Raw genomic sequence first — 12,600 nt, 5'->3', positions numbered from 1 at the left:
CTCACTCCAGGCTTTTGCTGGCCTGTTCGGTGACATCCTTCGACAGGCCCGGCTGCGCCAGGATGCGTGACAATTGCGCGCGCATCAGCGCGGCCCGATCAGCATCGAAACGCTTCCAACGCCCCAGGGGCGGGACCAGCCGTGCCGCGGTCTGCGGATTGCGCTTGTCGAGCGCGATGATGCAGTCGGCCACCAGTTGATACCCTTTGCCCGACCGATGGTGGAACGCCCATTGGTTGCCCGAAAATGCGCCATAGAGGGACCGCACCCGGTTTGGATTGGACAGAGTGAAGGCCTTGTGCCGCCCCAGTTCCTCGACCTGATCGACCGTATCGGGATGCAGCGCGAACGCCTGGGTCTGGAACCATTTGTCGAGCGTCAGCGCGTCATGGCCATAGCGGTTGTAGAATATGTCGATCGCAGCGTCGCGTTCCATGCTGGTCCCATTGGCCAGCGTGGCGAGCGCTGCCTGCCGCTCGGTCATATTGTCCGCCTCGTGGAACTGGGCGAAGGCAATGGCGGGGCCATCCTCCGCGCCCGACGCCACCAGATAATGCAACGCTGCGTTGCGCAGCTTGCGCGCGCCCTTGGCCGCCGGTGACAGCGAAAAGCCGTTCGCCTTGGTGCGGCTGTGCATGTCGCGCCATAGCGGCGCCAGATCCGCGCCGATCCGCTGTTGCAGCGATTCCCGCGCTGCATGGATGGCATCGGGGTCGACGACCGCCATCTGGTCACCCAGATAGGCTTCACTGGGCAGACGGATGGCTTCGGCGACGAAGGCAGGGTCCAGCACGGGATCGCTGATCGTATTGCGCACCGCTGCGACGACGGCGGCGTCATCGACTGGCTGCCCCGCGATCGCGCCGACCAGAACGTTGACCATCAGCTGCTGCATCGCTTCATAGCGCGCGAACGGATCGTCATCCCGCGCCGACAGGAACGCGAGATCATCCTGGCTGCGGTTGGTTTCCACGATCACCGGGGCGGAAAAGCCACGGTTGATTGACAGGATCGGCGGGGCGGCGAAACCTTCGAAACGAACATTCTGCTGCGCCTCCGTCAGCATCAGCAATTCATCGCCATGATGCGTGCCGGTAGCGGGATCGAACAAGGCGACCCGCAGCGGAATGGCCATGGGCTGCTTGTCGGGCTGGCCGGGGGTTGGCGGGATGCTCTGTTGCAGATCGAGGTCAACCGTGCCGGTCGCCGCGTCATGGCGCAGCAGCGCGCGGACATGCGGTGTGCCCGCCTGCTCATACCAGCGGCGGAACTGGGTCAGGTCTATGCCTCCGCCCTCTTCCATCGCGACCACAAAATCCTCGCAGGTCGCGGCCTGCCCGTCATGCCGGTCGAAGTAGAGATCGCTGCCGGCGCGGAAGCGTTCAGCACCCAGCATCAGCGCCATCATGCGGATGATCTCCGCCCCCTTATTATAGATGGTCGCGGTGTAGAAGTTGCTGATTTCCATATAGGATTCAGGACGGATCGGATGCGCGAGCGGGCCGCTATCCTCCTGGAACTGGGCGGCGCGCAAGATGCGGACGTCCTCGATCCGCTTGACCGCGTGACTACCCATGTCGGCGGAAAAATTCTGGTCGCGAAAGACCGTGAATCCTTCCTTGAGGCTCAACTGGAACCAGTCGCGGCAGGTGACGCGGTTGCCCGACCAGTTGTGGAAATATTCGTGCGCGACGACGCCTTCGACCCCGTCATAATCAATGTCGGTCGCGGTTTCGGGATCGGCCAATATGTAGCGCGAATTGAAGATGTTGAGGCCTTTGTTCTCCATCGCGCCAAAATTGAAATCGGCCACGGCGACGATGTTGAACACGTCCAGATCATATTCGCGGCCATAGACGCGCTCGTCCCACGCCATGCTGTTCTTGAGCGCCTGCATGGCGTGCGCGGTGCGGGGCAGATCGGCTTCGCGCACCCATATGCCCAACTGCACCTCCCGTCCGCTCATCGTCACGAAGCGATCGGCGTTGCAGGCCAGGTCGCCGGCAACCAGCGCGAACAGATAGCAGGGCTTGGGAAAGGGATCGTTCCAGAGCGCCCAATGGCGGCCATCGTCCAGCACGCCCTGCTCGACCGGATCGCCATTGGCCAGCAGGATGGGATAGCGCGCCTTGTCGGCGGTCAGCCGGACGCTGTAGCGCGACAGGACATCGGGCCGATCGGGGAAGAAGGTGATGCGCCGGAACCCTTCCGCCTCGCACTGGGTGCAGAGCAGGCCGCCGCTGGCGTAGAGGCCCATCAGCTTGCTGTTGCTTTCCGGGGCCAGCTCGACGAGCGTTTCGATGCTGTGCGCCGCGCCGGACAGCGCGATGATCAGCGACCCGGCCTCCATATGCCAGTCATCCGCAGCCAGAGCCGTGCCGTCGACCTTCACCTCCAGCGGCACCAACCCGTCGCCATCGAGGCGCAGCGGCCTGTCATGATCGCCATTGCGCGTGACCGACAGCGTTGCGCGAACGATGGTCAGCGCCGGGTCGAGATCGAAATCCAGCGCGATGGCGGGGACCAGCCAGTCGGGCGGGCGATAATCCGAGCGACGGATGATCGTGGGAGCGGCGGTAGAGCTTTGCATGTCGGCCATGCCCCGCAACCTAGGGAGCGGGTGGGTAAAAGACCAGTCTGCTTTGGTTCAAACTCTTCAAACTTCGCCCATGTCGCATATGGCGATTCACGGTCGGCAGCGCGCTACCCCGTGATCGCCTAAATGCGTTCGCCCGACAGGCGCTGGCACAGCATATCGAGCTGGTCGAGCGTCGAGTAGCGCAGCGACAGCGTACCGCCCGCGCCGCTGGCATGATCGATATCGACCTTCAGCCCCAATATGTCGGCCAGATGCTGCTCCAGCGCGGCAATATCCGCATCCTTGTCGCCCGAACCGCCGCCGCGCCGTGCGGCCGGTGCGTCCTCGCCCTTCTTGACCCGGCGAACCAGCTGTTCGGTATCACGAACGGACAGTCCCTTCTGTTCGACCTGCCGCGCCAGCGCCTCGCAATCGGGCGCGCCGATCAGCGCGCGGGCATGGCCCATGCTGATTTTCTGTTCGACCACCTGCTGCTGCACCGTTGCTGGCAGATCGAGCAGGCGCATGAGATTGGCCACATGGCTGCGCGATTTGCCGACCAGGCGGCCAAGCGCTTCCTGGCTATGGCTGAATTCGGCGATCAGTTTGCGATAGGCTTCCGCCTCTTCGATCGGGTTGAGATCCTCACGCTGGATATTCTCGATCAGCGCGATTTCGAGCGTTTCGGCCTCATCGAAATCGCGCACGATCGCGGGGATGCGGTGCAGATGGGCGCGCTGCGCCGCGCGCCAGCGGCGTTCGCCCGCGACGATCTGGAAGCCGCCGCCATGGGGCCGGACGATGATCGGCTGGATCACGCCGCGTTTGCCGATGCTTTCGGCCAGTTCCTGCAACGCGCCTTCGTCGAAATGGCGACGCGGCTGTTCCGGGTGCGGCTGGATCAGCGCGACCTCTATGGACTGGATCGCCTTGCCCGATGGCGATGGCGCGACCGCCGCGACAGGTTCTTCGCGCGCGACATCGCCGAGCAGCGCGGACAGGCCACGGCCCAGCCCGTGCGGGCGCTTGGCCATTTTGGGCTTTTCGCTGGTTTCGTCGCTCAAGCCGCTACCTCCTGCCGGGGCAGGCGCGCGATCAGTTCGCGCGCCAGTCGCATATAGGCTTCCGACCCCGAACAGCGGAAGTCATAGATCAACGCCGGGACGCCATGGCTGGGCGCTTCGGACAAGCGCACATTGCGCGGGATGACGGTGGAGAATACCAGATCGCCCAGGCAGGCGCGCACATCGTCGGCAACCTGATCGGTCAGCCGGTTGCGCCGGTCATACATGGTCAGCGCCACACCCATGATCGACAGGCTGGGATTGAACCGGCCCCGGATGCGCTCCACCGTCTGGAGCAGCTGCGACAGCCCTTCCAGCGCGAAAAATTCGCACTGCAACGGCACCAGCAGCGATTGCGCCGCCACCATCGCGTTGATCGTCAGCAGGCCGAGCGACGGCGGGCAATCGATCAGGCAGATGTCCCATCGACCTGCCGGAGCTTCGGACAAGACCCGTTCCAGTCGGTGCGTCCGCTCTTCATATTCGATCAGCTCAATCTCGCAGCCGGACAGATCCTGCGTCGCGGGAACGATGTCCAGCTTGGGCACGCGGGTCGCGACAATGGCGTCCTCCAGCGCGCAATTACCGACCAGAAGATCATAGCTGGACTGCGCCCGATCCGCCTGCATGACGCCCAGGCCGGTCGACGCATTACCCTGCGGATCGAGATCGACGAGCAACACGCGCAACCCCGTGGCCGCCAATCCCGTGGCCAGATTGATGGCGGTGGTGGTTTTGCCCACGCCGCCCTTCTGATTGGCGATGGCGATGCAGATCATGCGCGGCCTTTCCTCCTGGCGACGGGTTTGACGGATCGGGCGATCAGGATGGCGCTATCGGCATCCGTTACGCTGGCTTCCATGTGAAAGTCACCTTGCCACGATGGGCGCACGGCCTCCAGTTCATTTTGCGCATTTCGTCCCTTCGGCAGCACCCATAGCGTTTTTTCATTCGCCAGATGCGCCGCGGACGACAGAAGTTTGGGCAAGGGCGCATAGGCACGCGCGCTGATGACCGCCGCTGCCGTTGGCGGAACCGCTTCGACCCGTCCACCAAACACATGCGCGCGCTTGAGACCCAGTTCGTCGATCACGCCGTCCAGAAATTCGATCCGCTTGCGCCGCGATTCCACCATCACAACTGGCCTGGTAGAAAGGCAGGCGATGACGATGCCGGGCAGCCCCGCACCAGAGCCGAGATCATACCAATCCCCCTCCTCTGCATCCTCCGCATGGCGCAGCAATTGCGCGGAATCCACGATATGCCGCGCCCAGACATGGGGGCGGGTCGATTGGGCGATCAGATTCTGCTCGTCCATCGCGGCCAGCAGGATCGCGACATAGCGCTCCAATCGATCCCATGTTTCACGTGAAACAACGAACTGTGTATCGAGCCAGGCCCGCGCTTCATCTTCCGTCACGCGGCCACCCGGCGGACATGAACAAGAATTGCTGCCAGTGCCGCCGGGGTGATGCCTCTGATCCGGCCAGCCGCTGCGAGCGTATCGGGTCGCGCCGCATCCAGCCGCTCGATCATCTCCGTCGACAGACCGCCAATCCGTGCAAAGTCGAAATCGGCGGGAATTATCACCCGCTCGTTGCGGCGCATGTCGGCAATCTCGGCATCCTGCCGTTCGAGATAGGGGGCATAATGGGCGTCCTCCAAAATCTCGGCGCGCAGATCGTCCGGCGCATTGCGCAAGCCGGGCACCAGTTCGAGCAACAGCGCCTCGTTCACCTCAGGGAAACGCGCCCATTCGAACAGGCTGCGCCGCGCGCCATCCTGCCGAACCGATGCCCCCGCACGAGCCATTTCCGTGGCGGTCCTCATGCGCGCCAGTTCGGTTTCGATCGCCCGACGTTGCGCCGCGCGACTCCCCAACCGCGCCTCTCGCACCGAGCCGATCAGTCCATGCGCTAGGCCGATCGCACCCAATCGCGTTTCGGCATTGTCGGCGCGGAGGCGTAGTCGATATTCGGCGCGCGCCGTCAGCATGCGATAGGGTTCCGTCACACCCTGTAAAACCAGATCGTCGATCATCACGCCGATATAACTGCTGGCGCGATCAAGGACCAAAGCCGCCTCCCCACGCGCCCGCGCCGCGGCGTTAGCACCGGCGATCAGTCCCTGCGCCGCCGCTTCCTCATAGCCAGTGGTGCCGTTAATCTGTCCCGCGCAGAACAGGCCGGGGATGGCGCGCACTTCCAGCGAAGAGTCCAGTGCGCGCGGATCGACATGATCATATTCGACGGCATAGCCTGGTACGACGATCTCGGCCTGCTCCAGCCCGCGCATCGAGCGGACCATCGCGGCCTGCACATCGGTCGGCAGCGACGTGCTGATGCCATTGGGATAGACCAGCGGGTCGTCCAGCCCCTCCGGCTCCAGAAAAATCTGATGGCCATCGCGATCGCCGAAGCGCTGGATCTTGTCCTCGATCGACGGGCAATAGCGCGGCCCCCGCCCCTCTATCGCGCCGCTGAACAGAGGCGAGCGCCCCAGCCCGTCGCGGATGATCTGATGGGTGCGTTCATTGGTGCGGGTGATGGCGCAGGCGAGTTGCGGCAGGACGCGACCATCCGATAGTGGGGACATGGTCCAGCCTGCGCCGTCCGACGGCTGCGCCTCCAGTCGCGCCCAATCGATCGTGCGACCATCAATGCGCGGCGGCGTGCCGGTCTTGAGCCGGCCGATCGGCAAGCCAATCTCGCGCAGCTGAAGGCCAAGTGTCGTTGCCGCGCGCTCGCCTACGCGACCGCCGGTCTCGCGCTCGTCACCCCGGAACAGCCTGCCGCCCAGAAACGTCCCGGTCGCCAGCACGATGGCGGGGGCGGACAAGAGCCGCCCGTCCGCCAGCTTCAGCCCGGCAACAGCCTCCCCGTCGAGCAGCAACGCATCCGCCTCACCCTCTACGATCGTCAGTCCCGGCTGCGCGTCGAGCATCTGATGGATCGCCGCGCGATACCTCTTGCGGTCCGCCTGAACGCGCGGCCCCTGTACCGCTGCGCCCTTACTGCTGTTCAGCATGCGATAATGGATTGCAGCGGCATCGGCGGCGCGGGCGATCAGTCCGTCCAGTGCGTCGACTTCGCGCACCAGATGGCCCTTGCCCAGACCACCGATGGCCGGGTTGCAGGACATCGCGCCCACGGTCGCCCGTTCAAAGGTGAGCAGCGCCACCGTCGCGCCCTTCCGCGCTGCGGCAGCGGCCGCCTCGCACCCGGCATGGCCGCCGCCGACCACGATCACATCATAGGTTGTTCGCATGGTGCCGCCCTTATCAGAAAGGGGCGCGCGGAGCAAAAGCGTTCCACGTGGAACATGCCGCTCATTTGCCGATACAGAAGCCCGCAAACAGCCGGTCTAACATATCCTCGGTTCCGGCCTGGCCGGTCAGCGCGTCGATCTCTCGCCGCGCCTGTCGCAACTCCTCGGCCAGGATCAGCAGGTCATGCGCGCCAGCGGCGGAATGGAGAAACGCCGCAATCTGTCCAACGCGCTGTCGCTGTCGCGCGTGCAGTGCATAATCGCCCTCGCCCGGCAACATGTGCGCGGCGCGCTCCAGCAGCAACGCCACCAATGCGTCCATCCCTTCGCCCGTGCGCGCGGACAGGCGCAGGCCCGGACGCTCTGCCGCGCCGTCGCGGTCGCACTGCGCCGCGATCAATATCGCATCGTCGCGCGGTGCGTCTGCGTCATCGCCCAGCCACAGGATGATATCCGCCGCCGCCAGCGCCGATCGCGCCCGGTCGATGCCGATCGCCTCGATCGCATCGCCTGTCTCGTCCCGCAGTCCCGCCGTGTCGGTGAACAGGAAAGCGACGCCGCCGATCGCCGCAGGCACCTCGATCCGGTCGCGCGTCGTCCCGGCAATGTCGGATACGATCGCTGCATCCCGTCCGACCAGCGCATTGAGAAGGGTCGACTTGCCCGCATTGGGCGGCCCGGCCAGTACCACTCGCACACCATCCCGCAACCGCTCGGCAGACGGCGCGGCGAGCACAGCGGCTACATCCTGCGCAAGGGCCATGATGCCTGCGCCGATCCGCTCTTCGATCGCGGCGTCGGGCACATCATCCTCATCGGAGAAATCGAGCGCGGCCTCCGCCATCGCCGACAGGTCGAGCAGGGTCGCGCGCCAGCCTTCTATCCGTCGGGAGAAATGCCCTTCCGCCATCATCAGCGCGGCGCGGCGCTGTTGCTGGGTTTCGGCGGCCAGCAGGTCCGCCAGCCCTTCCACCGCATTCAGGTCCATCCGGCCATTGGCGAAGGCGCGACGGGTAAACTCGCCCGCTTCGGCGCGGCGCAGCCCCGGCATCGCCGCGAGCGCCGCCTCTACTGCCGCCACGACGGCGCGGCCGCCATGGCAGTGCAACTCGACCAGGTCTTCGCCGGTGACGGTTGCCGGACCGGGGAGCCACAGGGTCAAGGCCCGGTCGAGCGGCGCATCGTCCTGCGGGTCGACCAGCAGCGCGAGGCTAGCGGTTCGCGGTGGCGGGACGCGGCGGGCCAATCGTTCCAGCGCGGCGCGGGCGGCGGGACCACTGACGCGGATCACCGCAATCCCTGCGGGCGGCGCGCCGCTCGACAGGGCGAAAATCGTGTCGGTCACGGTCGGTGGCGTGGCTTATTTCTTCTCGGTGGCGGACATGCCCGACAGGCCGATATTCATCATCTGCTGAAACAGGCGCACGCCCGCATCGCCCATGGGGGAGAAGCTTTTGAACAATGTTTCCATCTGTTCGGCGCTGCCGACGCCTTCAAAACCTTCCAGCATCGTCTTGATATATTTGTCGTGAATCGGGGTCACGTCCGGCAGGCCCAGGAAAGCGCGCGCTTCGGCCGGGCTGCAATCGACATCGACGGTCACTTTCATGTTCAAAGCCCTTCCAGCGCGGAAAATTCCGTTGCGCCCGTCATGCCGCAAGTGGGGCGGTCATGGCAAATATTTTGGGCGATACGCCCGTTGCGCTGCCTGTCGATCAGGCCAATATGGGCCGGGCACAACAGTTGGAAGGGATTCCCATGGCAGGCTTTATTTCCGTCCCCACGCTGGAAGAGGACGGCGCATTCGACGCCTATGTCGCCAAGCCGGCAGAGGACGCCACCGCCGCGATCGTCGTCATTCAGGAAATTTTCGGCGTGAATGAAGGCATCCGCCGCAAGTGCGACAGTTGGGCCAAGGCGGGCTATGTCGCCTATGCCCCCGACCTGTTCTGGCGCGAAAAGCCGCATGTCGAACTGGACGCCGACGTGCCGGAGGATTTCCAGGCCGCGCTGGGCCATATGCAAAAGCTGAATCAAGACCAGGCGATCCGCGACATCGAGGCGACGATCCGGGCGGCGCGGGCAGCTGTCGGCGGCGGCAAGGTCGGGCTGGTCGGCTATTGCCTGGGCGGGCGACTGGCTTTCATGGCCGCGTGCCGGACCGATGGCGATGCGTTCGTGGCTTATTATGGCGTGGGCATCGACGGCTTGCTGGGTGAGCAACATGCGATCGGCAAGCCGACCATGCTGCATATTCCGACCGCGGACGGCTTCGTCCCCGCCGAGGCGCAGGCCGCGATGCATGCCGGGTTGGACGATAATCGCCATGTCACGCTGCACGATTATGACGGTCTGGACCACGGCTTTGCCGCTGAAATGGGCAATCGCCGGGACGAGGATGCGGCCCAACTGGCGGACAAGCGGACGGCGGATTTCTTTGCCGAGCATCTCGCCTGATGGCGGGAGCGTGGCGCATGGTCGCCCGCAGCCATGGCGGGCCGGAAGTGATCGTGCGCGAGGATTTCGATCCCGGCGCATCGGGTGAAGGCGAACTGCTGGTTGCGCAGGACGCCGTCGGCCTCAACTTCATCGACACCTATTATCGCACCGGCCTCTATCCCGCGCCCCTTCCCACCCCCCTGGGGTCGGAAGGCGCGGGCCGGGTGGTGGCTGTCGGCGCAGGCGTTACGGGCTTTGCCGTTGGCGATCGGGTTGGCTGTGTCAGCGGGCTGGGCGCCTATGCCAGCCACCGTATCATCGCCGCTGACAAGGCCGTGACGATTCCCGATGGCGTGTCGAACGAAGATGCCGCTGCGATGATGCTCAAGGGCATGACCGCCTGCTACCTTGCCGAGGACAGTATCGACCTGCACGCCGGGCAGGTGGCGCTGGTCCATGCGGCGGCTGGCGGTGTCGGATCGATACTGGTCCCCTGGCTGCGCGACAAGGGCGTGACCGTCATCGCCCATTGCGGGTCCGCCGAAAAGGCGGCGCAGGTCGATGCCGACCATAGCCTGCACGGTCCCTTTGACGGGTTGGCGGCGACGGTGCGCGACCTGACGGGCGGCAAGGGCGTCGATGTCGTCTATGATGGCGTGGGCAAGGATAGCTGGGCCGCATCGCTCGCCAGCCTCAAGCGGCGCGGACTGATGGTCAGCTATGGCAATGCGTCGGGCGCGGTGCCGCCGGTCAGCCTTCTGGAACTCAGCCGTGGCGGATCGCTCTATGTCACCCGCCCTACCCTGTTCGATTATATCGCGACGCCACAGGAACTGGCCAACACCGCCGAGCGATTGTTCGACCGGATGCAGCGCGGCGTGGTGAAAGCGGTGATCGGCCAGCGTTTCGCGCTGAGCGACGCGGCGCAGGCGCACCGCGCGCTGGAGGCGCGGCAGACGACCGGGGCGACGGTGCTGGTGGTGTGATCCTCCCCCGATGGGGAAGCACCGCTATCGCGTACGGAACGGACCTCATTTTACTTCGTCATGCTGAATTCATTTCAGCATCCATTGTGCCCCAAACGCCACCGTTTGGGGCGAGAAATGGACCCTGAAACAAGTTCAGGGTGACGAGTATAGTGGGGATGGCTCCATATGCGACAGCCTCATTGGGCCATAAACGCCACAAAAAAGGGGGGCGAAACCTGTGTGGTTCCGCCCCCCTTTTTGTGGCGTCGCTGCGTTCCGCCTCAGGCGAACAGCGTCAATATGCCTACCTGATGATCGACGAAGCCTTCGTAGATCATCTTGACCGCGACATAGACGATCACCGCCAGGCCGAGATAGGCGATCCAGCGGAAACGCTCGATATATTTGGCGATGATGTTCGCCGCGATGCCCATCAGCGCCACCGACAGGATCAGCCCGATGATCAGGATGCCAGGATGGTCCTTGGCCGCGCCAGCGACCGCCAGCACATTGTCCAGGCTCATGCTGACATCGGCGACGGCAACTGCCCAGGCGGCGGCGGCGAAGCTCTTGGCCGGGCGCAGGCCCGATATATCATCGTCGCTGGTGTCGCCGGGCGTTTCGCCACCCCGCTTGGGATGCAGTTCACGCCACATTTTGAAGCTGACCCACAGCAGCAGCAGGCCGCCAGCCAGGATCAGGCCGACAATCTGCATCAACTGGCTGACCACCAGCGCAAAGGCGATGCGCAGCACCAGCGCGGCGATGATGCCGATCAGGATGACCTTCTTGCGCTGGGCGGCGGGCAGTCCTGCCGCCAGCGCACCGACGACGATCGCATTGTCGCCCGCCAGCATAATGTCGATCATCAACACCGCGCCAAAAGCCTGAAGTTGGCTAGCAGACGTGATATTGCTGAAATCATCGACGATATGCCCCCAGACATCAGCGGGCGAACCCAGCCCCTGAGCGGCGGCTGCGGCGGTGGTGAGAAGGTCGAACATCTCGGCGTAATCCCGCTTACTGGTTCATCGAATCGAAGAAATCTTCGTTGGTCTTGCTGTCCTTCATCTTGTCCAGCAGGAACTCCATCGCGTCGATCGTGCCCATCTGCATCAGGATGCGGCGCAGCACCCACATCTTGGAAAGCTTGGCCTTGTCGACCAGCAATTCTTCCTTGCGGGTGCCCGACTTGCCGACGTCCAGCGCCGGGAAGATGCGCTTGTCGGCGACCTTGCGGTCCAGCACGATTTCGGAATTGCCGGTGCCCTTGAATTCTTCAAAGATGACTTCGTCCATCCGGCTGCCCGTATCGATCAGGGCGGTGGCGATGATCGAGAGCGAACCGCCCTCCTCGATATTGCGGGCCGCGCCGAAGAAGCGCTTGGGCCGCTGGAGCGCGTTGGCGTCCACACCGCCGGTCAGCACCTTGCCCGACGAAGGAACGACCGTGTTGTAGGCGCGGCCCAGGCGGGTGATCGAATCGAGCAGGATCACCACATCCTTCTTGTGCTCCACGAGGCGCTTGGCCTTCTCGATCACCATTTCGGCGACCTGGACGTGGCGGGTGGCCGGCTCGTCGAAGGTGGAGGACACGACCTCGCCCTTCACGCTGCGCTGCATGTCGGTCACTTCTTCCGGGCGCTCGTCGATCAGCAGGACGATCAGGAACACTTCGGGGTGATTGTCGGTAATGGCCTTGGCGATGTTCTGGAGCATCACCGTCTTGCCGACGCGCGGCGGCGCGACGATCAGCGTCCGCTGGCCCTTGCCCTGCGGCGACACGATGTCGATGACGCGCGCCGACTTGTCCTTCTGGGTCGGGTCGCCCGGATCGAGCGTCAGCTTCTGTTCGGGATAGAGCGGCGTCAGATTGTCGAAATTGACGCGGTGGCGGACCACATCGGGATCGTCGAAATTGACGGTGTTGAGCTTCACCAGCGCGAAATAGCGTTCGCCGTCCTTAGGTGCGCGGATTTCGCCGTCCACCGTGTCGCCGGTGCGCAGGCCAAAGCGGCGCACCTGATTGGGCGAGACATAGATGTCGTCGGGACCGGCCAGGAAATTGGCTTCCGGGCTGCGCAGGAAGCCAAAGCCATCGGGCAGCACCTCGATCGTGCCCTCGCCCATGATCTGCTCGCCATTTTCGGCCTCGGCCTTCAGGATCGCGAACATCAGATCCTGCTTGCGCAGGGTCGACGCGCCCTCGACGCCCAGTTCCTCTGCAAGTTGCACGAGGTCGGCTGGCGCGGTTTTCTTGAGGTCCTTGAGATGCATTGCGAGT

At 64.4% G+C, this 12,600-nt stretch carries 11 protein-coding genes; 2 read left to right on the top strand and 9 right to left on the bottom strand.

Annotated elements, in window-relative coordinates:
• Position 1: 1 nt before the first annotated feature.
• The 7 genes from pepN to IWY39_RS10490 all read right to left on the bottom strand — a co-directional run bounded on the left by pepN (position 2) and on the right by IWY39_RS10490 (position 8,518).
• The gene (gene pepN, locus IWY39_RS10520) at positions 2–2,599 is read right to left on the bottom strand and encodes an aminopeptidase N (RefSeq protein ID WP_107124963.1); all 2,598 of its coding nucleotides are present in this window, start codon (positions 2,597–2,599) and stop codon (positions 2–4) included.
• A gap of 119 nt (positions 2,600–2,718) precedes the next feature.
• Positions 2,719–3,642: a ParB/RepB/Spo0J family partition protein gene (locus tag IWY39_RS10515; RefSeq protein ID WP_017183205.1), complete on the bottom strand. Its 924-nt coding sequence runs from the start codon at positions 3,640–3,642 to the stop codon at positions 2,719–2,721.
• Complete coding sequence (locus IWY39_RS10510) at positions 3,639–4,421, bottom strand: ParA family protein (protein ID WP_017183204.1); 783 nt, start codon at positions 4,419–4,421, stop codon at positions 3,639–3,641. Before IWY39_RS10510 ends, IWY39_RS10515 begins: the two co-directional genes overlap by 4 nt.
• Positions 4,418–5,062, bottom strand: coding sequence for a 16S rRNA (guanine(527)-N(7))-methyltransferase RsmG (gene rsmG / locus IWY39_RS10505; protein ID WP_196871441.1), 645 nt, complete (start codon positions 5,060–5,062; stop codon positions 4,418–4,420). The genes IWY39_RS10510 and rsmG overlap by 4 nt, the downstream gene beginning before the upstream one ends.
• Positions 5,059–6,909 (bottom strand): tRNA uridine-5-carboxymethylaminomethyl(34) synthesis enzyme MnmG, encoded by a 1,851-nt coding sequence (gene mnmG / locus IWY39_RS10500; protein WP_107124961.1) that lies wholly within the window; start codon positions 6,907–6,909, stop codon positions 5,059–5,061. Before mnmG ends, rsmG begins: the two co-directional genes overlap by 4 nt.
• 61 nt (positions 6,910–6,970) lie before the next feature.
• Positions 6,971–8,254 (bottom strand): tRNA uridine-5-carboxymethylaminomethyl(34) synthesis GTPase MnmE, encoded by a 1,284-nt coding sequence (gene mnmE / locus IWY39_RS10495; protein ID WP_107124960.1) that lies wholly within the window; start codon positions 8,252–8,254, stop codon positions 6,971–6,973.
• A gap of 15 nt (positions 8,255–8,269) precedes the next feature.
• Complete coding sequence (locus IWY39_RS10490) at positions 8,270–8,518, bottom strand: DUF6489 family protein (protein WP_107124959.1); 249 nt, start codon at positions 8,516–8,518, stop codon at positions 8,270–8,272.
• A 149-nt stretch (positions 8,519–8,667) separates the two neighbouring features.
• On the opposite strand from IWY39_RS10490, the gene IWY39_RS10485 reads away from it, so the two are divergent.
• Together IWY39_RS10485 and IWY39_RS10480 are read left to right on the top strand one after the other, a co-directional pair.
• Positions 8,668–9,366 carry a dienelactone hydrolase family protein gene (locus IWY39_RS10485; protein WP_107125029.1) on the top strand — a complete coding sequence of 233 codons (699 nt, stop codon included), beginning with the start codon at positions 8,668–8,670 and terminating at the stop codon, positions 9,364–9,366.
• Between the two features lie 17 nt (positions 9,367–9,383).
• Positions 9,384–10,334: a quinone oxidoreductase family protein gene (locus IWY39_RS10480; RefSeq protein ID WP_107125028.1), complete on the top strand. Its 951-nt coding sequence runs from the start codon at positions 9,384–9,386 to the stop codon at positions 10,332–10,334.
• 263 nt (positions 10,335–10,597) lie between these two features.
• Here IWY39_RS10480 and IWY39_RS10475 read toward each other — a convergent pair whose 3' ends face one another.
• Positions 10,598–11,320 (bottom strand): YjbE family putative metal transport protein, encoded by a 723-nt coding sequence (locus IWY39_RS10475; protein ID WP_107124958.1) that lies wholly within the window; start codon positions 11,318–11,320, stop codon positions 10,598–10,600.
• A 16-nt stretch (positions 11,321–11,336) separates the two neighbouring features.
• The gene (gene rho, locus IWY39_RS10470) at positions 11,337–12,593 is read right to left on the bottom strand and encodes a transcription termination factor Rho (RefSeq protein ID WP_017183196.1); all 1,257 of its coding nucleotides are present in this window, start codon (positions 12,591–12,593) and stop codon (positions 11,337–11,339) included.
• Positions 12,594–12,600 lie beyond the last annotated feature (7 nt).

This window comes from Sphingobium sp. JAI105 (assembly GCF_015752145.1).
GTDB lineage: Bacteria > Pseudomonadota > Alphaproteobacteria > Sphingomonadales > Sphingomonadaceae > Sphingobium > Sphingobium xenophagum.
This window is presented reverse-complemented; position numbering and strand designations above follow the sequence as displayed.